18 protein-coding genes are annotated in these 18,430 nt (G+C 73.0%); 5 read left to right on the forward strand and 13 right to left on the reverse strand.

Annotated elements, in window-relative coordinates; genetic code table 11:
* Positions 1-36 precede the first annotated feature (36 nt).
* From ACH427_RS25895 to ACH427_RS25915, 5 genes are read right to left on the reverse strand one after another with little or no spacing between them, the layout of a single operon-like run.
* On the reverse strand, positions 37-834 hold the full coding sequence (locus ACH427_RS25895) for a type III pantothenate kinase (protein ID WP_398873026.1): 798 nt from the start codon (positions 832-834) through the stop codon (positions 37-39).
* On the reverse strand, positions 834-1,844 hold the full coding sequence (nadC, locus tag ACH427_RS25900; protein ID WP_398873028.1) for a carboxylating nicotinate-nucleotide diphosphorylase: 1,011 nt from the start codon (positions 1,842-1,844) through the stop codon (positions 834-836). The genes ACH427_RS25895 and nadC overlap by 1 nt, the downstream gene beginning before the upstream one ends.
* The gene (locus tag ACH427_RS25905; protein ID WP_398873030.1) at positions 1,841-3,565 is read right to left on the reverse strand and encodes an L-aspartate oxidase; all 1,725 of its coding nucleotides are present in this window, start codon (positions 3,563-3,565) and stop codon (positions 1,841-1,843) included. The genes nadC and ACH427_RS25905 overlap by 4 nt, the downstream gene beginning before the upstream one ends.
* Positions 3,562-4,437: a pantoate--beta-alanine ligase gene (gene panC / locus ACH427_RS25910; protein ID WP_398873032.1), complete on the reverse strand. Its 876-nt coding sequence runs from the start codon at positions 4,435-4,437 to the stop codon at positions 3,562-3,564. Before panC ends, ACH427_RS25905 begins: the two co-directional genes overlap by 4 nt.
* On the reverse strand, positions 4,434-5,354 hold the full coding sequence (locus ACH427_RS25915; protein WP_398873034.1) for a Rossmann-like and DUF2520 domain-containing protein: 921 nt from the start codon (positions 5,352-5,354) through the stop codon (positions 4,434-4,436). The genes panC and ACH427_RS25915 overlap by 4 nt, the downstream gene beginning before the upstream one ends.
* 385 nt (positions 5,355-5,739) lie before the next feature.
* Here ACH427_RS25915 and ACH427_RS25920 point away from each other — a divergent pair, with 385 nt between their 5' ends.
* Positions 5,740-6,927, forward strand: a complete 1,188-nt coding sequence (locus ACH427_RS25920) for a threonine aldolase family protein (protein ID WP_398873036.1) — start codon at positions 5,740-5,742, stop codon at positions 6,925-6,927.
* On the opposite strand, the gene ACH427_RS25925 is transcribed toward ACH427_RS25920, so the two are convergent.
* Positions 6,838-7,230, reverse strand: a complete 393-nt coding sequence (locus ACH427_RS25925; protein WP_398873038.1) for a hypothetical protein — start codon at positions 7,228-7,230, stop codon at positions 6,838-6,840. The two genes, ACH427_RS25920 and ACH427_RS25925, sit on opposite strands and share 90 nt — an antisense overlap.
* Positions 7,231-7,328: 98 nt before the next feature.
* Here ACH427_RS25925 and ACH427_RS25930 point away from each other — a divergent pair, with 98 nt between their 5' ends.
* Positions 7,329-8,414, forward strand: coding sequence for a DUF5937 family protein (locus tag ACH427_RS25930; protein ID WP_398873040.1), 1,086 nt, complete (start codon positions 7,329-7,331; stop codon positions 8,412-8,414).
* Positions 8,415-8,483: 69 nt separating this feature from the next.
* Here ACH427_RS25930 and ACH427_RS25935 read toward each other — a convergent pair whose 3' ends face one another.
* Positions 8,484-9,092, reverse strand: coding sequence for a short chain dehydrogenase (locus ACH427_RS25935; RefSeq protein ID WP_398873042.1), 609 nt, complete (start codon positions 9,090-9,092; stop codon positions 8,484-8,486).
* Between the two features lie 106 nt (positions 9,093-9,198).
* On the opposite strand from ACH427_RS25935, the gene ACH427_RS25940 reads away from it, so the two are divergent.
* On the forward strand, positions 9,199-10,053 hold the full coding sequence (locus ACH427_RS25940) for a LysR family transcriptional regulator (protein WP_398873044.1): 855 nt from the start codon (positions 9,199-9,201) through the stop codon (positions 10,051-10,053).
* Between the two features lie 45 nt (positions 10,054-10,098).
* On the opposite strand, the gene ACH427_RS25945 is transcribed toward ACH427_RS25940, so the two are convergent.
* On the reverse strand, positions 10,099-10,776 hold the full coding sequence (locus tag ACH427_RS25945; RefSeq protein WP_398873046.1) for a response regulator: 678 nt from the start codon (positions 10,774-10,776) through the stop codon (positions 10,099-10,101).
* A gap of 124 nt (positions 10,777-10,900) precedes the next feature.
* A complete protein-coding gene (locus ACH427_RS25950) occupies positions 10,901-12,106 on the reverse strand; it encodes a sensor histidine kinase (protein WP_398873195.1) in 1,206 nt (401 codons plus the stop codon).
* Positions 12,107-12,227: 121 nt separating this feature from the next.
* On the opposite strand from ACH427_RS25950, the gene ACH427_RS25955 reads away from it, so the two are divergent.
* A complete protein-coding gene (locus ACH427_RS25955) occupies positions 12,228-13,244 on the forward strand; it encodes an SAM-dependent methyltransferase (RefSeq protein ID WP_398873048.1) in 1,017 nt (338 codons plus the stop codon).
* Between the two features lie 12 nt (positions 13,245-13,256).
* The gene (locus tag ACH427_RS25960) at positions 13,257-14,408 is read left to right on the forward strand and encodes an NADH-quinone oxidoreductase subunit D (protein WP_398873050.1); all 1,152 of its coding nucleotides are present in this window, start codon (positions 13,257-13,259) and stop codon (positions 14,406-14,408) included.
* A 65-nt stretch (positions 14,409-14,473) separates the two neighbouring features.
* On the opposite strand, the gene ACH427_RS25965 is transcribed toward ACH427_RS25960, so the two are convergent.
* From ACH427_RS25965 to ACH427_RS25980, 4 genes are all read right to left on the reverse strand, one after another.
* Entirely contained in the window at positions 14,474-15,574 is a 1,101-nt protein-coding gene (locus tag ACH427_RS25965) for a hypothetical protein (protein WP_398873052.1), read from the reverse strand.
* 174 nt (positions 15,575-15,748) lie between these two features.
* Positions 15,749-16,738: an ABC transporter substrate-binding protein gene (locus tag ACH427_RS25970; RefSeq protein WP_398873054.1), complete on the reverse strand. Its 990-nt coding sequence runs from the start codon at positions 16,736-16,738 to the stop codon at positions 15,749-15,751.
* Between the two features lie 100 nt (positions 16,739-16,838).
* Positions 16,839-17,585, reverse strand: a complete 747-nt coding sequence (locus tag ACH427_RS25975; protein WP_398873056.1) for an ABC transporter permease — start codon at positions 17,583-17,585, stop codon at positions 16,839-16,841.
* Positions 17,585-18,313 (reverse strand): ABC transporter permease, encoded by a 729-nt coding sequence (locus tag ACH427_RS25980; protein ID WP_398873058.1) that lies wholly within the window; start codon positions 18,311-18,313, stop codon positions 17,585-17,587. Before ACH427_RS25980 ends, ACH427_RS25975 begins: the two co-directional genes overlap by 1 nt.
* Positions 18,314-18,430 lie beyond the last annotated feature (117 nt).

Below are 18,430 nucleotides of genomic sequence, written 5' to 3' on the forward strand. Positions count from 1 at the left end.
GGACGCGCCGCGGCCCTGACCGTACCGGGCCGGGCGCTACGCGCGGGCGACATTGCGTTCGTAGACCAGGCGCAGGCCGATGAGCGTGAGCCAGGGCTCGTGCTCGTCGATGACCGTCGCCTCACCGAGCACCAGCGGCGAGAGGCCGCCGGTGGCGATGACGGTGACGTCCTCCGGGTCGTCGGCCAGCTCCCGGGCCATCCGGGCGACGACGCCGTCGACCTGGCCCGCGAAGCCGTAGAGGATGCCGGACTGCATGGCCTCGACCGTGTTCTTGCCGATGACGCTGCGCGGGCGGGCCAGCTCGATCTTGCGGAGCTGGGCGCCCTTGACGCCCAGCGCCTCCACGGAGATCTCGATCCCGGGGGCGATCACCCCGCCCGCGTACTCCCCGCGCGCGCTGACCGCGTCGAAGGTGGTCGCGGTGCCGAAGTCGACGACGATGCACGGGCCGCCGTACAGCTCGACGGCCGCCACGGCGTTGACGATGCGGTCGGCGCCGACCTCCTTGGGGTTGTCCATCAGGATCGGCACGCCGGTCTTGACGCCCGGCTCGACGAGGACGGCGGGCACGTCGCCGTAATAGCGGCGGGTGACCTCGCGGAGCTCGTGCAGGACGGCGGGGACCGTGGAACAGATCGCGATGCCGTCGATGCCGTCACCCAGCTCCTCGCCCAGCAGCGGGTGCATGCCCATCAGGCCCTGGAGCAGGACGGCCAGTTCGTCGGCGGTGCGGCGGGCGTCGGTCGAGACCCGCCAGTGCTCGACGATGTCCTCGCCGTCGAACAGGCCGAGGACGGTGTGGGTGTTGCCGACATCGATGGTGAGCAGCATCAGGCGGTCTCCTCCCGGAGGTCCAGGCCGATGTCGAGGATCGGGGAGGAATGGGTGAGCGCGCCGACCGCGAGGTAGTCGACGCCGGTCTCCGCGTAGGCACGGGCGTTGACGTGGGTGAGGCGGCCGGAGGACTCCAGCATGGCGCGGCCCGCGACGAGTTCGACCGCCTCGCGGGTCTGCTCGACGGTGAAGTTGTCGAGCAGGATCAGGTCGGCGCCCTCGGCGAGGACCGGCGCGATCTGGTCGAGCCGGTCGACCTCGACCTCGACCGGCGCCTCGGGGAAGCGCTCGCGGACGGCGCGGAAGGCAGCGGCGACGCCGCCTGCGGCGACCACGTGGTTGTCCTTGATGAGCGCGGCGTCGGAGAGCGACATGCGGTGGTTGACGCCCTCGCCGCAGCGCACCGCGTACTTCTCCAGGGCGCGCAGGCCGACCGTGGTCTTGCGGGTGTCGCGAACGGCGGCCTTGGTGCCCTTGAGGATGTCGGCCCACTCACGGGTGGCGGTGGCGATGCCGGACAGGTGGCAGAGCAGGTTGAGCGCGCTGCGCTCGGCGGTGAGCAGGTCGCGGGTGCGGGTGCGCACGGTCAGCAGCTTCTGGCCGGCCGACACCCGGTCGCCGTCCTCGACGTGCCGCTCGACCTCGAACTCGTCGGCGCAGACCACCGAGAGGATCGCCTCGGCGATGCGCAGACCGGCGACGGTGCCGTCCTCGCGGGCGGTGAAGTCACCGGTGGCGACGGCGTCCTCGGGGATGGTCGCGACCGTCGTGATGTCCTCGCCGCCGTCGAGGTCCTCCTCGATGGCGAGGTGGGCGATGTCCTCGACCTGGAGCGGGTCGAGGCCGGCGCCCGCGAGCAGCTCGGCGAGCGCGGGGTCGAGGCCGCACTCCATGGCGTCCGCCTCGAACGTCTCGCCGCAGCCACAGCCGTCGCCGCAGTCTCCGGCCACGGCTTCCTCCTCGGACAGGCCGATCTGGCGCAGGGGAAGGTCGTCGGTGGTGCTCACGGTGTCTCCTTGGGAACGGCGGGAGTGGCGGGCGGGACTGCTGCGGTGGACACCGCGGGGAAGGCCGCGGAGTCCGTGCGGGAGACCGCAAGCGTACGGTCGGGGCGCATGGTGACCAGGAGGTGGCGGCGCCAGGTGGCGTCGGCGCGGTCGGGGAAATCCTCGCGCCAGTGGCAGCCGCGGGTCTCCTCGCGGCGCAGGGCGGCGGCGACCAGGACGCGGGCGACGAGCAGGAGGTTGGTGGCCTCCCAGCTCTCGGTGCCGGGCTCGGCGGTCTTCCCGTCCGTCTCCAGCGCGGTGACGGCCTCGGCGAGCAGCCGGTCCAGATCGGCCGCGGCGCGCTCCAGGCTCTCGGCGGAACGCAGCACTCCGGCGCCCGCGGTCATGATGCGCTGGATCGCGAAGCGGGCCTCGGGGGCGAGCAGGGGCGTGGCCGGCCGGTCCGCGGCGGTGGGCTCGCCGGGGGCGGCGGTGGCGTCCGAAGTGATGTCCGCGGCGATGCGCTCGGCGAAGACCAGGCCCTCCAGAAGGGAGTTGGAGGCGAGGCGGTTGGCGCCGTGGACACCCGTGCAGGCGACCTCGCCGCAGGCGTAGAGCCCCGGCACCGTCGTACGGCCGCGCAGGTCGGTGCGGACGCCGCCGGAGGCGTAGTGCGCGGCGGGCGCGACCGGGATCGGCTCGGTCACCGGGTCGATGCCGTGGGCGCGGCAGGCGGCGAGGATGGTGGGGAAGCGGTGCGCCCACATCTCGGCGCCGAAGTGCCGGGCGTCGAGGTACATGTGCGCGGCGCCGAGCTCCTGCATGCGGCGCGTGATGCCCTTGGCGACGATGTCGCGCGGGGCCAGCTCGGCCAGTTCGTGGGCGCCGACCATGAAGCGGTGACCGTCGGCGTCGACGAGATACGCGCCCTCGCCGCGGACCGCCTCGGACACCAGGGGCTGCTGCCCTTCCGCGTCGGGGCCGAGCCACAGGACGGTCGGGTGGAACTGGACGAACTCCAGGTCGGAGACCTCCGCCCCGGCGCGCAGGGCGAGGGCGACGCCGTCGCCGGTGGAGACGGCAGGGTTGGTGGTCGCGGAGAAGACCTGGCCCATGCCACCGGTGGCCAGCACGACCGCCTTGGCGCGCACCGCGCCGACGCCGTCGTGACAGCCCTCGCCCATGACGTGCAGGGTGACCCCGGCGGCCCGGCCGTCGGCGTCCTTCAGGAGGTCGAGGACGAGGGCGTTCTCCACGGTCTTGATACCGGCGGCGCGGACGGCCTCGACCAGGGCGCGGGAGATCTCGGCGCCGGTGGCGTCACCGCCGGCGTGCGCGATGCGGCGGCGGTGGTGGCCGCCCTCACGGGTCAGCAGGATCTCGCCGGTGGTGCCGTCGGTGTCGAAGAGGGCGCCGGTGGCGATGAGGCGGCGCACCGCGTCGGGGCCCTCGCCGACCAGCGCGCGGACGGCCTCCTCGGAGCACAGTCCGGCGCCGGCGACGAGGGTGTCGTCGAGGTGCTGCTCGGGGGTGTCGCCGTCACCGAGCGCGGCGGCGATGCCGCCCTGCGCCCAGCGGGTGGAGCCGTCGTCGAGGCGTGCCTTGGTGACGACGGTGACATCGGCCCCGGCGGCGGCGCAGCGCAGTGCGACGGTGAGCCCCGCGACGCCGGATCCGACGACGACCACATCGGCGTCGACGGACCAGCCGGGCCGGGGTGCGTGCAGCCGTATGCCGGTCATCGCTGTGCTCCGGTTCCCGTGAAGGTCAGGGTGATGTTGTCGATGAGGCGGGTGGTGCCCACCTTGGCGGCGACGGCCAGGACCGCCTCGCCGCTGTGGCCGTCGGTGACCTCGGTGAAGTCGGCGGGGTCGACGAGCGCCAGATAGTCGAGGACGACCGGCGGCTGTTCGCGGGCCGCTTCGTCGAGGACGGCGCGGGCCGCGTCACGGACGGCGTCGGGGCCCTGGGGCGCGGCCGCTCCGGCGGTGAGCAGGGCGCGGGAGATCTCCAGGGCGGAGGCGCGGTCGGCCGCGGAGAGATAGCGGTTGCGGCTGGAGAGGGCGAGGTTGTCGTCCTCGCGGACGGTGGGGACGCCGACGATCTCCACGGGGAAGTTGAGGTCGCGGACCATGCGGCGGATGAGCGCGAGCTGCTGGGCGTCCTTCTGGCCGTAGAGCGCGACGTCGGGCCGGGTGAGGTGGAGGAGCTTGGCGACGACGGTGAGCATGCCGTCGAAGTGGCCGGGGCGGGAGGCACCTTCGAGGCGCTCGCCCATGGGCCCGGCGGTGATCCGCACCTGGGGCTCGCCGCCGGGGTAGACCTCGTCGACGGCGGGGGCGAAGACGGCGTCGGCACCGGCCTCCTCGGCGATGACGAGGTCGGCGTCGAGGGTGCGCGGATAACGGTCGAGATCTTCACCCGCCCCGAACTGGAGGGGGTTGACGAAGACGGTGACGACGACCTGGCCGCCGGGCCCCACGAGCTCACGGGCGGTGCGGACCAGGGTGGCGTGGCCCTCGTGGAGGGCGCCCATCGTCATCACGACGGCCCGTCGGCCCTCGTGGGGCAGGCCGTGCAGCTCCTTGGCCGTGCGGGTGAGCCGGGTGGTCATTCGTTGCCTCCGTCCGCGAGGACGCCGAGCAGGTCCTCCGCCAGTTCCGGCTTGAGCAGGCCGTGCGCGAGGGCGCGGTCGGCGGTGGTGCGGGCCATGGCCAGATATCCGGCGACGGCCTGGGGCGCGTGGGTGCGCAGCTCCGCGATGTGGGCGGCGACGGTGCCCGCGTCACCGCGGGCCACCGGGCCGGTGAGGGCGGCGTCGCCGCTGCGCAGGACGTTGTCGAGCGCGGCGCCGAGCAAGGGGCCGAGCATGCGGTCGGGGGCGGCGACGCCCGCGGTGCGCAGCAGGTCCATGGCCTGGGCGACCAGGGTGACCAGGTGGTTCGAGCCCATGGCGAGGGCCGCGTGGTAGAGGGGGCGGGCGCTCTCCGCTATCCACTCGGGCTCACCGCCCATCTCGATGACCAGGGCCTCCGCGGCGAGCCGCAGCTCGTCGGGCGCGGTCACGCCGAAGGAGCAGCCCGCGAGGCGCTCCACGTCCACCTGGGTGCCGGTGAAGGTCATGGCGGGGTGCAGGGCGAGCGGCAGGGCCCCGGCCCGCCGCGCCGGGTCGAGGACGGCCGTGCCATGGCGGCCCGAGGTGTGCACGATGAGCTGGCCGGGGCGGACGGCGCCGGTCTCGGCGAGCCCGGCGATCAGCCCGGGGAGGGCGTCGTCGGGCACGGTGACCAGCACCAGCTCCGCCCGCGCGAGCACCTCGGTGGGCGGGACGAGGGGCACCCCGGGGAGCAGCTCGGCGGCTCGGCGCACGGAGGCGTCCGAGACTCCGGAGGCGGCGACCGGGCGGTGCCCGGCGAGCCGCAGTGCGGCGGCCAGCGAGGGGCCGACACGGCCCGCGCCGACGACGCCGACGGTGAGCCGGGCGGGCCGGTCCTGTGGGCTCGGGTGCTGCGGGATGGATTGTGCGTTCACGCGGCGATGGCCTTCCGTTCCAGTCCTGGGGTCCCCCATGCCGCAGGCCAGGGGCGGGTACCGGACGATTCCTTCGTCATGCTACGCGAGTGTGGGCGGCCCCTTTCCGAGCGTCCCCAGCCCTGTGGACAACCGGCCTGTGGATAACTCGGGCGGTGCTCCGGAAGTGGGTCATCATCGGGTCATGGCCCGCCGCACGGCTTGGGCCACGGCTCGGGTCAGGGCTCGGGCTGCGGCCCGGGTCATGGCCCGGGCACGGCTCGGGTCACAGCTCGGGTCAGGGCCCAAGGCACGGCTGGGGACACGGCCCGGGTGATCACTCAGCTCATGGCACAGGCCAGGGCTCGGGCTCATGACCGGCGACGGGACCGAGGAGGGGATCAGGATGACGACGCGAGAAGAGCCTGAGGAGAGACCAGCCCGCGGGGAGGCCGTGGACCGGGCGCGCAGGTTCGCGGCCGTGCGGGGAGCCGAGCGGGTCCTCTCGTCGGGCCCGCCGCTGCTGACGGTCGCCGAGCGGCTGGCGGCGCTGGCCGCGGAGGCCCCCGCCGGGTGTGGCCTGGACGGGCCGGTGGATACGTACGGCGACGGGATCGTCGGCGAGCTGGAGCGCAGGGTCGCGGAGCTGCTGGGGACGGAAGCGGCCGCGTTCTTCCCGACCGGCACGATGGCGCAGCAGGTGGCCCTGCGCTGCTGGGCCGGGCGCACCGGCAACCCGGTCGTGGCGCTGCACCCGATGTCCCACCTGGAGACGTCCGAGCGCGCGGCGTACGCACAGGTCAGCGGCCTGCGCGCGGTGCGTCTCGGGGACGGCCCCCGGCCGCCGACGGCCGTGGACGTCCGTGATCTCGACGAACCCTTCGGGGCGCTGGTGCTCGAACTGCCGCTGCGGGAGGCGGGCTTCCTCCTGCCGACGTGGGAGGAGCTCACGGCCGTGGTGGAGGCGGCCCGCGAGCGGGACGCGGTGGTCCACTTCGACGGCGCGCGGCTGTGGGAGTGCGCGAGCCACTTCGGGGTGGGCCTGGCCGAGGTGGCGGCCCTGGCGGACTCGGTCTATGTGTCCTTCTACAAATCACTCGGCGGCATATCGGGAGCCGCGCTGGCGGGGCCGGCCGAGTTGGTGGAGGAGGCGAAGGCGTGGCGGCACCGGTACGGCGGCCAGATCTTCCAGCAGTGGCCCGCCGCGCTCGCGGCGCTGACCGGGCTGGAGCGTGAGCTGCCCCGGCTCCCGTCGTACGTGGCACACGCCGCGGTCGTGGCGGCGGCGCTGGAGGAGGGGTTCCGGGCGGCCGGGGTGCCGTGGTTCCGGGTCGGTCCCCGGGTGCCGCACACCCACCAGTTCCGGGTGTGGCTGCCGTATCCGGCCGGGGTGCTGGACGAGGCCGGGGTGTCGATGGCGGAGGCGACGGGCACGAGCGTGTTCCACGGCTGGTCGCCCTCCGACGTGCCCGGTCTGTCGTTCACCGAGGTCACCGTCGCCTCGTCAGCACTGAGCTGGACGCCCGAGGCGGTCGTCGAGGCGGTCGGTGCCTTCCTGGCCCGGGTTCCGGCAGGCACCGGAGACGCAGGGTGAGGCGGGCTCGGCGGTGCGGACCTCCGCCGCGGGACGGGCGGTGACGCGGGCGACCGGCTGCGCGGGAGTGCGCGACCCCGGGCGGAGGGAGGCGCGGAAGGAGGAGAGGCGCAGGAAGGAGAGCAGGGAGTTCCAGCGGGCGCGGCGGGCCGCGGCGCGCTCGTCGACGACGGCCCGGAAGTCCCTCCAGGTGCGGAATTCACGGAGGGCCTGGAGCTGGCCGTCACCCGGGGTGGGCGGGGCGGGCTCCTGATGCTGAGCAGTGCGGTAGAGGTCGAGCATGTGCTGCTGAGTGGCGTTCATGACCCCACCCTGCGCCGGTTGCGAAGCGACTGGCGCGTCGATTGACGAGGACCGTCAATCGACGGCCCGACCTGGGAAAAGAAAGGCACGATGAGCACATGAGCGTGGACATCGACATCACCGGACTGCCGCTCGAGCGCATCCAGTTCTGCCCGTCGCCCCTGGCCGAGCTGGGCGCGATGCTGCACGCGCTGGCCGAGCCCGGTCACCACCCGGGGCTGCACGCCTGGGCCACCACGACCGCCTCGTCGCTCAAGCCCGACCTCGCGGACCGGCTGACCGAGGCGGACTTCCTGTGGCGTTCCACGCGTTCGGACATCCTGCTCCCCGCCGTCCCCCGGGCCACGCTCGCCGAGGAGCTCGACGACCTCGACCGGATGGACGACGAGACGTTCACCTCCGCGGCCTTCGAGGTCACCTGCACCTCCGGCTACGAGAAGGGCTGGCCCTCACCGCTGGTGGACTCCGGACAGCGGGCACGGGTCCTTGAGCTCTCGGCGGCCCGCGGACCGCGGCAGGCGGCCTTCGCGCAGCGGATGCTGGAGACCCCCGGTGTGCTGCGCGCCTGGCTGCGGCGCCTCTTCGAGGACTGCGAGCAGGCGTTCTTCGGTGACAACTGGCAGCGGGTCCGGGTGCAGCTCGCCACCGACGCCCGGCACAAGGCGGACCTCCTCCGGCGCAAGGGCCTCGGGGAAGCCCTCACCGCGGTCTCCCCCGTCGTCTCGCTCAGCGAGGACGGGTCGCGCATCGTCGTCGACAAGCTGGCGAGCGGGCGGACGACCGCCGCGTACGGGCAGGGGGTGACGTTCCTGCCGACCGCCTTCGGCTGGCCGCACCTCTTCGCCGTCCACCGGGCCGGCTGGCAGCCGGTCATCCAGTACCCGGTGACCGCCACCGAGCTTCCCCAGCCCACGGCCCCGCACCTGGTGCAGCAGCGGCTGGAGGCCCTCGCCCACCCCGTACGGATGCGGCTGTGCCGCACCCTCGCGCGCGGCCCCCACACCACGGGCGAGCTTTCCGCCGCGTACGACCTGACGCCGCCCGAGGTGTCGCGGCACATAGCCGTGATGAAGAAGGCAGGTCTGCTGAGCACGCGGCGGCGCGGCAGGTACGTCCTGCACCAGCTGGACCTGACGACGGTGGCGCGCTTGGGGAGCGACTTCCTGGAGACGGTGCTCCGGTGACGGCGGGACGGCCTCTGGCGAGATCGCCCGAACCCGCACCCGCTGAAAGCCGCCATCCCGCCGGAGTACCTAGACCACCTCGTAGACCTGCCCCGTCTGGCGGCCTTCGACCGAGCGGACGTACGCGTTCGCGACGCGGCTGAGCGGTACGGACTCCATGCCGGGGAAGAACGCTCCGTACGCGTCGAGGGACTCGGTGACCACGGTCGGGCTGACAGCGTTGATCCGCTGCGGCGGGAGCTCGATCGCGGCCGCGCGGACGAACGCCTCCACCGCGCCGTTCGCCGCGGAGGCTGCCGCCCCCGCGAGGATCGGCTCGTGCGTCAGGACGCCGCTGATCAGGGTGAAGGACCCGGTCGGGGACAGATGCCGGGAGCCCTGCCGGACGAGCTCGATCTGGCTCAGCGCCTTGCCCCGGAAGGAGGCGGCGAAGTCGTCGGCGGTCAGCTCGCCCAGCGGCTTGAAGACGGCGTCGCCCGCCGCGCACACGACCGCGTCCAGCCCGCTCCCGCCCGCCACCTGCTCGTAGAGCCGGCCGACAGCTTCGGGGTCGGTGATGTCGCAGACCACGTCGCCGCCCGTGCGGCCGACGGTGATCACCTCATGGCCGCGCCCGGCCAGTGCCGTGCGCACCGCGCCGCCCAGGGTGCCGGAGGCTCCGACAAGGAGAATCTTCATGCTGACCGTCCAGGAATTCGCGAGAAGCAACAGGAACGGCTCCGACGCTAATCAGCCCTTCCCTCGCCCGGAAATGCCTTCTGCGCAGCGACTATGCTCCGCACGCATGGATGTGGAACTGCGTCACCTCAAGGCCCTGGTCGCCATCGCCGACGAGGGCACCGTCACCGCGGCGGCGGCGCGTCTGCACCTGACCCAGCCCGCCCTGTCCCGCACGCTCGCCCAGCTCGAACAGCGGGTGGGGGTCCGGCTCGTGGACCGCTCGTCCCGCCACCTGGCCCTCACGCCGTCCGGCCGGACCCTGCTGGAGCACGGCCGGGCGATCCTCGCCCACATGGACGCCGCGCTCGCCGACGCGGCGGCCGTCTCCCGTCCCCTGCGGCTGGGGTACAACTGCGCCGTCCTCGGTGAGCTCACCGTGCCGCTGCTGCGTTCCTGGCGCCGGGACCGTCCGCACATCCCGCTGGAGCTGCGCCGGATGGACAACCGCACGGCCGGGCTCGCCACCCGCGAGGTCGACGTGGCGATCCTGCGGGTCCTGCCCACGGACCCCCGCATCCACGCCGAGGCGCTCTATCTGGAGAAGCGCGTCGCCGCACTGCCCGACGACCACCCGCTCGCCGGCGAAGCCGCCGTCACCCTGGCCGAGCTCCGCGTCGACACGCTCGTGGTCTGCCCGGAGACCGGCACCGCGGGCGCCGAGCTCTGGCCGGCCGCGCTGCGCCCGCGCCGTACGACGGAGGTGCGCAATGTCGACGAATGGCTGACCGCCGTCGCCGCGGGGCAGGCGGTCGGCCTCGCGGCGGCGGGCACGCGGGAGAGCCACGCGCACCCCGGGGTGCGCTACGTCCCCGTCACCGACGCCCCGGCGGCCACGGTCTATCTCGCCCGGCCCGCCCAGCCGACGCATCCGGGCACGGACGACTTCCGCCAGGCGGTGCGTGCCGTCGTCTGCGCCTGAGTGACCTCAGGCACGAATGCCTCATGCCTGAGTGACCGCACGGCCCTACTGCGCCGCTCCCCCGCCCGCCCGCACGAGCCCGCTCTCGTACGCGAGCACCACGACCTGGACCCGGTCGCGCAGCCCCAGCTTGGTGAGGATCCGGCCCACGTGGGTCTTCACGGTGGCCTCGGAGAGCAGCAGCCGCCCCGCGATCTCGCCGTTGGACAGCCCCTGCGCCACCAGCAGCATCACCTCGCGCTCCCGCTCGGTGAGCCTGCTCAGCTCGGCACTCGTGGGTTCGTTGCCCGCGCTGGGCAGCATGGGGGTGAAACGGTCCAGCAGTCTGCGGGTCGTACTGGGCGCGACCACCGCGTCACCGCTGTGCACGGCCCGGATGGCGCCCAGCAGTTCGGCCGGGGGCACGTCCTTGAGCATGAAGCCGCTCGCGCCGACCTTCAGCGCGGAGAAGGCGTATTCGTCCAGGTCGAAGGTGGTCAGGATGAGCACCTTCGGCGGGTTCTCCTGCGCGCAGATGCGGCGGGTCGCCTCCACGCCGTCCAGGCGCGGCATGCGCACGTCCATCAGGACGACGTCCACCTCGGTCCCGGCCAGCACCTCCAGGGCCTCCGCGCCGTCCCCGGCCTCGGCGACGACGTCCATGTCGGGCTGGGCCGCCAGCACCATGCGGAAGCCGGTGCGCAGGAGCACCTGGTCGTCGACGAGCATCACGCGGATCGACATGCGTGGTCCCTTTCCTCGGTGTTCAACAAGTCTGCCAGCGTGGACGGTTTTCGATCAGTCCTGATCAGTATGTGATCGCCGGGCGTCCCGCGAACGGCACGCCCCACGAACGGCACCCGGCGGATCAGCGGCCGCCGGGCTTGATCGGCAGCAGCACGCTGATCCGGAAGCCGCCGCCCGGCCGCGGCCCGGCGTCCAGGGTGCCGCCGACCATCCCGACCCGCTCGCGCATGCCGATCAGCCCGTGCCCCATGCCGTCGGCACCCCCCGCCTCATAGAGCTCCTGCTGCGCGCCCCGGCCGTCGTCCTCGACCAGCAGGCCGAGCCCGTCGTCGAAGTAGGTCAGGCGCACGCTCGCGCCCGCGTCCGGCCCGCCGTGCTTGCGGGTGTTGGTGAGGGCTTCCTGCACGATGCGGTACGCGGTCAGCTCCACACCGCTCGGCAGCGGCCGCGGCGCGCCCTCGACCTGGAACTCCACCGGCAGCCCCGCGCCGCGCACCTGCTCCACGAGGTCGCCGATCTGCTCCACGTCGGGCTGGGGTACGTACTCGCCGCCCCCGCTGCCCTCCTCCGTGCGCAGTACACCCAGCAGCCGGCGCATCTCGGCGAGCGCCTGGCGCCCGGTGCCCGAGATGGTCTCCAGGGCCTGCTTGGCCTGCTCGGGCGAGGCGTCCAGGACATAGGCGGCACCGTCGGCCTGAACCACCATCACCGAGACGTTGTGCGCGACGACGTCGTGCAGCTCCCGCGCGATCCGCGCCCGCTCCGCGACCACCGCCATCCGCGACTGCTGCTCGCGCTCCTTCTCCAGCCGCGTGGCCCGCTCCTCCAGCTGCGCCCAGTACGCCCGGCGGGTGCGCATCGAATCACCGAGCACCCAGGCCAGGACGAACGGAACGGTGATGAAGACCGTCCCGATGACGCTGGTGGTCATCGTCTGGTCGGGGTCGGCCCAGCGCAGATTGGCGAGCGTCGGCGCGATCAGGCCGCCGATCAGCGCGTAGCGGGACGCCCAGCGGGTGTTGCCGGACGCCACCGTGTAGATGATCACGAGCAGCGCGAAGTCGGCGAGGTTCTGCCCGGTGTCGAAGACGAGCTGGGCCAGCCCGACCGCCGTCGCCAGCAGCAGCATCTTCTCCGGCCAGCGCCTGCGCAGCGCGATCACCGCGCACAGCGCGACCGCGACGACCCCCTTGACGAGGCCCGACGCGTGGCCGGCCCCGGTCGACCCCTCGGCGATGGTGATCAAGCTGAGGCCGAGCAGCAGGACGGCCCAGAAGCTGTCCACACCCGTCGGGTGCCTGCGGAGAAAGTCGTAGAGGCGCTGCACGTCACCCAGCGTAGGCATGTCGCGTACGTGCCGGGGTCAACCGGACGATCGATCCGGCGACGCCCCGCCTACTCCCCAAGGTGGAGGCGGTGTGCTGCCCAAGGGCGCATAGCGTGTGCGTATGGCAAGCGGAACAACAACGTGGCGGGCCGCCACCGAGGCCGCCCTCTACGGCCCGAACGGCTTCTACCTGCGCCCCGAGGGCCCCGCCGGGCACTTCCGTACTTCGGTGCACGCCTCCCCGCTCTTCGCCGGGGCGGTGGCGGAGCTGCTGCGGCGCGTCGACGAGGCGCTGGGGCACCCGGCCGAGCTGGCGTTCACGGACGTCGGCGCGGGCCGGGGCGAACTGCTCACCGCGGTGCTCGCGCACACCGCGCCCGAGCTGGGCGCGCGGCTGCGTCCGTACGCCGTGGAGCGCGCCGAGCGCCCCCCGGGGATCGACGCGCGCATCACCTGGCTGAGTGAGCTCCCCGAAGGCGTGGACGGACTGCTTTTCGCCAACGAATGGCTCGACAATGTGCCGGTCGACGTCGCCGAGACGGACGCGGAGGGCATCGCGCGCCAGGTGCTCGTCCAGAAGGACGGCGAGGAACTCCTCGGCGAGCCGGTGACCGGCGCCGACGCCGACTGGCTGGCCCGCTGGTGGCCGCTCGACGGCGCGCCGCCCGGCAGCCGGGCCGAGATCGGCCTGCCGCGCGACGCCGCCTGGGCGCGAGCGGTGGCCGGCCTGCGCTCCGGGCTGGCGGTCGCCGTGGACTACGCGCACCGGCGCGCCGCCCGGCCGCCGTTCGGGACGCTGGCCGGCTTCCGGGAGGGGCGTGAGGTGCGGCCGGTGCCGGACGGCTCGTGCGACATCACCGCGCACGTCGCGCTGGACGCGTGCGCGGGTCCGGGCAGTGCGCTGCTGACCCAGCGCGAGGCCCTGCGCGCCCTCGGCGTCGACGGCGGCCGTCCCCCGCTGTCGCTCGCGTCGTCCGACCCCGCCGGTTATGTGCGGGCGCTCGGCGCGGCCGGCGAGGCGGCCGAGCTGCTGGCACCGGCGGGGCTGGGCGGCTTCGGCTGGCTGACGCAGCCGGTCGGCGACGCCTGCGCGGGGCTGCCGGCGGCCGCCGGAGGCCACCCGGACGGGGAAGGCTGACAAACTACTCCCATGGCCCCTACCACTGAGACGACTGTCGGCATCGGCGGCGCGGCGGAAAGCACCGACATGGTGCTCAACATCGGGCCGCAGCACCCGTCCACCCATGGTGTGCTGCGGCTGCGGCTCGTCCTGGACGGGGAGCGGATCCAGCACGCCGAGCCGGTCGTCGGCTATATGCACCGGGGCGCGGAGAAGCTGTTCGAGGCGCGCGACTACCGGCAGATCATCATGCTCGCCAACCGCCACGACTGGCTGTCGGCCTTCTCCAACGAGCTCGGGGTCGTGCTCGCGGTGGAGCGGATGCTGGGTATGGAGGTCCCCGAGCGCGCCGTGTGGACGCGCACGCTGCTCGCCGAGCTGAACCGGGTGCTCAACCACCTGATGTTCCTCGGCTCGTACCCCCTCGAACTGGGCGGGATCACGCCCGTCTTCCACGCCTTCCACGAGCGCGAGCAGCTCCAGACGGTGATGGAGGAGGTCTCCGGCGGCCGGATGCACTACATGTTCAACCGCGTCGGCGGCCTCAAGGAGGACCTGCCCGCGGGCTGGCTCGCCCGCGCCCGGCACGCGGTGGCAGACGTCCGCTCGCGGATGGACGTCTACGACCGGCTCGTGCTCGGCAACGAGATCTTCCGCGGCCGCACACGCGGCGTCGGCGTGCTCTCCCGCGAGGCCGTGCACGCGTACGGCGTCAGCGGGCCGATCGCCCGCGCCTCCGGTGTGGACTTCGACCTGCGCCGCGACGAGCCGTATCTCGCCTACGGCGAGCTGCGGGACACCCTGAAGGTGGTCACGCGCGAGGACGGCGACTGCCTGGCCCGCTTCGAGTGCCTGCTGGAGCAGACGCACAACTCGCTCGAGCTGGCGGAGGCATGCCTGGACCGGATCGCGCGGCTGGCGCCCGGCCCGATCAACCAGCGGCTGCCGAAGGTCCTCAAGGCACCGGAGGGCGCGACGTACGCCTGGACGGAGAACCCGCTCGGCCTCAACGGCTACTACCTGGTGTCCAAGGGCGAGAAGACGCCGTACCGGCTCAAGCTGCGGTCGGCGTCGTTCAACAACATCCAGGCGCTGACCGAGCTGCTGCCGGGCACGCTGGTGGCCGACATGGTGGCGATTCTCGGTTCGCTGTTCTTCGTCGTCGGCGACATCGACAAGTAGGAACGCGAAAACGCGTGACCCCCGGTGGACCTGCCACCGGAGGTCACGCGTTTTCGCAACGACCGTCAAGAGATGGCGCTGCGCAGCTCCACGACATCTATCTGCTCGGTCTCGTCGTGCGCGGTCAGGTCGATGACGTCTCCTTGGGAGTCGTCGCCCTGCTGCTCCGCGGCTTCGGCCTCGGCGAGCACCTCCTCGCCGACGACGTCCGCGAGGTCCGTCTCCTCGACGGGCCGCGCGGCGGAGGGCGTCCGCTGGGTGCCGAAGAAGTCGAAGCCGCCCTGTGTGCGCGACGCGGGGCGCCGGGCTGGGTGCTGCTGCGGCACGACGGCGGAGGCGGGCCGGGGCGCGGGCGGCGTGCTCTTCGCGACGGGGGCCTCACCGGTCTCGTCGACGGCGCGGTCCCCGGCTTCCTCCGCGGCCTTCGGGACCGCCAGAGCCTCCGGAGCCTCGGGAGCCCCTGCGGCCTTCAGGTCCTCGGGAGCCTTCGCGGCCTGGAGGTCCTGGGGAGCGGTGGTCTCCGTCTCCTCGGCGGCCTTCACGCCCGTACGCCGCTTGGCGGCCCTCGCCGCGTCCGCGGCGCTCAGGGTCTCGCCGGTGGCCGGCAGCCCGCTCGGAGGTACGACGTCCGTCAGCGCCGGGTTCGCGTCCTGGCCGGGCTCCGTGGCGGCTTCCGCGTCCCGCTGGATCGCCGCGTTCCGCTCCAGGTCGCGCAGGGCCTCGGCGGCCTTGCGGTACGCGGACGCGGCGACGGCGGCCCCGTCGGCACCGGCCGAAGCCGCGGCGGACTCCAGCGCCTTCGCGCCGCGGGGCGCGGTGCCCTGGGCCTGGCGGCGGCCCTCCAGCGCGCTGGCGCGCCCGGTCTCGGCCGCGGCGTAGCGGCGCAGCAGGTCGGCGTGTTCACTGCGGAGACGGGCGAGCTCGGCGCGTTTGCCGCGCAGCTTGGTCTCCGCCCTGGCGCGGCCGGCGCGGGCTTCCTCCAGCTCCGTCTCCAGCTCGGCGATGCGCTCGTCGGTCTTCCACTCATCGCGCACCCGGGCGGCGTTGAGCTGGGCGACCCGCTTCCCGGCGGCGTGGTCCCAACGGCGCATCAGCACGGCACCGACCACCGCGGCGGCGGCAGCGGCCGCGGCGAGGCCCCGGATGACGACCGTTTCACCTACCACCCAAGCACCGGCGGCAGCGGCGACCGATGTCGCTGCGACCGCCGACGGGGGAAGAAGCCTGTGCAGGGGCGGTGAATGGCGATGGCGTCCTCGTGGCATGGCCTGAAACTTACCGTGCGTCGCCTCGGGAGTGTGACTCCACCACCAAACTCTTCCCTTGATCTTACTTCTCTCCTACTGCTTCTCCTTCGTCAGCAAGCCCTTGTCCTTGAGGTACCGCGCGGCCACATCCGCGGGCTTGAGCCGCTGCGCGTCGACCTTCTTGTTGAGTTCGGTGAGATCGGCCGTGGTCAGCACCCTGTTGAGCTTGCCGAGAGCGTCGGCGATCTTCTGCGAACCGGCCTTCTTCGCATTCACGACGGGCAACACGTTGTCGGAGTTCTGGAGCTTCTTGTCGTCCTCCAGCAGAACGAGACCGAACTGTTCGAGTGTGGCGTCCGTGGTGGTGGTCAGCACCATCTGGTCCTTGCCGGACTTGACCGCCTGCTTGGCCTGCGTACTGCCGACCTCCAGCGGGTCGATGCCGGTGACGTCGATGCCGTACGTCTTCTCCAGACCGGGCTGGCAGAAGGGCCGCTGGGGGCATTCGTCGCCCGCCGCGAGCTTGACCTTCTCCTTTGCCGCGCCGAGGTCGGAAAGCGTCTTGAGCTGGTGTTTCGCGGCGAACTCCGCGGTCACCGCGAAGGCGTTCTGGTCGACGGCCCGGCCGGGGTCCAGCACCTTGAGGCCGCGCGGCTCGGCGAGTTTACGGAGCGCCTTCACCGTGGTGCCGGCATCGGCCGAGGCGACCGTCGGAGCGTCCTTGCCGTTCTGCTTCTTGTTGAGGAATTCGGCGAGCGTCGCGGCATACTCCGGGACGATGTCGATCTTGCCGTTCTCCAGCTCCGGTTCATAGAGCTCGCGGGCGTCGACGGTCTTGATCGACGTCGAATAGCCGGCGTCCTTCAGCAGGCCCGCGTATATCTCGGCGAGCACCTTGGACTCGGTGAAGGACGCCGATCCGATGACCAGCGAACCCTCGCCGGGCCGCCCGGACGCGTCACCGCCACCGGACTTCTCCAGGCTGTCCCCACCGCACGCGGCGAGGCCCGCCGTCAGGGTGGCGACGCCCGCCATCGCCAGCAGCGCGCGCGTGGTCCGCGCTCGACGCGGGGTCCTGCTCATGGGGAACTCCATCCATTCGGTCGGGGGCCCGGTGCACCCGGACACCCCTTGATCAGTCGTCAGTCTCCGCGGCCGCGCGTGGACGGACGGAGCTCGGATGTCACACAGCGCCGCCCACCGGGACGGCGTCGGCGGGCGCCGCCGGCCCCTCGCCGCCCGGCGCCCGGCCCGCCGTGCGCTTCACACGCCGACGCACCGGGTCCAGCAGCCGCTCCAGGACCACCAGCACCCCCTCGACCAGCAGCGCGAGCACGGCCACCAGCACCGCCCCGGACACCACTTGCGCGGTGTCGGTGAGCCGGAAGCCCGCCGTGATGATCCGGCCGAGGCCACCGCCGCCCGGCAGCGCCGCGAGCGTGGTCGTGGCCACCACCTGCACCGCGGCGGTCCGCACTCCGGTCGCTATCAGCGGGAAGGCCAGCGGCAGCTCCACCCGGCCGATCAGCTGACGGCCGGTCATGCCCATGCCCCGCGCGGCCTCGACCACGTCCCGGTCGACCTCGCGCATCCCGACGTACGCGTTGGTGAGCAGCGGCGGGATCGCGAACAGCACCAGCGCGATGACGGTCGGCCATGAGCCATGCGTACCCAGCGGGCTGAGCAGCAACAGCACCAGCACCGCGAACGTCGGCACGGCGCGCCCCGCGTTGGAGATGTTCACCGCGAGGGCGCCGCCGCGGCCCACGTGGCCGAGCAGCACGGCGACGGGCAGCGCGATGGCGCACGAGATCGCCAGGCAGGCGAACGTCAGGAACAGGTGCTCGCCCAGCCGGTGCCATACGCCGTCGGTGCCGGACCAGTGCGAGCCGGTCGTCAGCCACGTCCAGGTGCGGTCGATGACGCCCATCACACAGCCCCCTCGGCGCTCAGCCGCTCGCGCGCGCCCCTGCCACGGCGCTTCGTCTTCCCGCCTGCCCGCGTCCACGGCGTCAGCAGCCGCTGCACGAGCAGCAGCAGGACGTCCGCCACGATCGCGAGCGCCACGCACAGCACCGAGGCGGTGAGCACCTGTGCCTTGAAGTAGCTGTGCATGCCCTCATAGATGAGGTTGCCCAGGCCGCCGTAGCCGATGATGGCGCCGACCGTGGTGAGCGAGACGGTGGAGACCGTGGCGATCCGCAGGCCCGCCATCAGGGCGGGCAGCGCCAGCGGGAGCTCCACCGCGAAGAGCAGGCGCAGCGGGCCGTAGCCCATGCCGCGCGCCGCCTCGCGGGCCTCCTCGGGCACCGAGGCGAGCCCCGTCAGGATGTTCCGCACGAGCACCGTCAGCGAATAGAGCACCAGCCCGGTGACCACGACCGACACCGACAGCCCGAAGACGGGCACCAGCAGCGAGAACATGGCCAGCGAGGGCACCGTGTAGAGCACGGTGGTCAGGCCGAGCACCGGGCCCGCCGCCGCCCGCCATCTGCGGGCCAGCAACGCCAGCGGAAAGGCGACGAGCACGCCGATGGCGACCGAAGCCAGTGTGATCCCGATGTGCTGGAGCGTGGCATCCGTCAGCTCGTGGCCGCGGGTCCGCAGATACTCGCCGCAGATCCAGTCGTTGGAGACCAGGCAGTTCTGCCCCGCCATACGCTCTCACCTCCCCCTGGGCCTTGACCGTCGGTTACTGGCGACCCTAACCCCGGGCACTGACATTCGAGTCCGGCGCCACACAACGGCAACAATGTCGGGAGCGAGTACGGCCAG

This window comes from Streptomyces sp. NPDC020379 (assembly GCF_044387105.1).
Taxonomy (GTDB): domain Bacteria; phylum Actinomycetota; class Actinomycetes; order Streptomycetales; family Streptomycetaceae; genus Streptomyces.

Excerpts from the sequence above, each read along its gene's own strand:
- ACH427_RS25895 (WP_398873026.1), bottom strand. The coding sequence starts at position 834 with ATGCTGCTCACCATCGATGTCGGCAACACCCACACCGTCCTCGGCCTG.
- ACH427_RS25905 (WP_398873030.1), bottom strand. The coding sequence starts at position 3,565 with ATGACCGGCATACGGCTGCACGCACCCCGGCCCGGCTGGTCCGTCGAC.
- panC (WP_398873032.1), bottom strand. The coding sequence starts at position 4,437 with ATGACCACCCGGCTCACCCGCACGGCCAAGGAGCTGCACGGCCTGCCC.
- ACH427_RS25920 (WP_398873036.1), top strand. The coding sequence starts at position 5,740 with ATGACGACGCGAGAAGAGCCTGAGGAGAGACCAGCCCGCGGGGAGGCC.
- ACH427_RS25925 (WP_398873038.1), bottom strand. The coding sequence starts at position 7,230 with ATGAACGCCACTCAGCAGCACATGCTCGACCTCTACCGCACTGCTCAG.
- ACH427_RS25930 (WP_398873040.1), top strand. The coding sequence starts at position 7,329 with ATGAGCGTGGACATCGACATCACCGGACTGCCGCTCGAGCGCATCCAG.
- ACH427_RS25935 (WP_398873042.1), bottom strand. The coding sequence starts at position 9,092 with ATGAAGATTCTCCTTGTCGGAGCCTCCGGCACCCTGGGCGGCGCGGTG.
- ACH427_RS25940 (WP_398873044.1), top strand. The coding sequence starts at position 9,199 with ATGGATGTGGAACTGCGTCACCTCAAGGCCCTGGTCGCCATCGCCGAC.
- ACH427_RS25945 (WP_398873046.1), bottom strand. The coding sequence starts at position 10,776 with ATGTCGATCCGCGTGATGCTCGTCGACGACCAGGTGCTCCTGCGCACC.
- ACH427_RS25955 (WP_398873048.1), top strand. The coding sequence starts at position 12,228 with ATGGCAAGCGGAACAACAACGTGGCGGGCCGCCACCGAGGCCGCCCTC.
- ACH427_RS25960 (WP_398873050.1), top strand. The coding sequence starts at position 13,257 with ATGGCCCCTACCACTGAGACGACTGTCGGCATCGGCGGCGCGGCGGAA.
- ACH427_RS25970 (WP_398873054.1), bottom strand. The coding sequence starts at position 16,738 with ATGAGCAGGACCCCGCGTCGAGCGCGGACCACGCGCGCGCTGCTGGCG.
- ACH427_RS25975 (WP_398873056.1), bottom strand. The coding sequence starts at position 17,585 with ATGGGCGTCATCGACCGCACCTGGACGTGGCTGACGACCGGCTCGCAC.
- ACH427_RS25980 (WP_398873058.1), bottom strand. The coding sequence starts at position 18,313 with ATGGCGGGGCAGAACTGCCTGGTCTCCAACGACTGGATCTGCGGCGAG.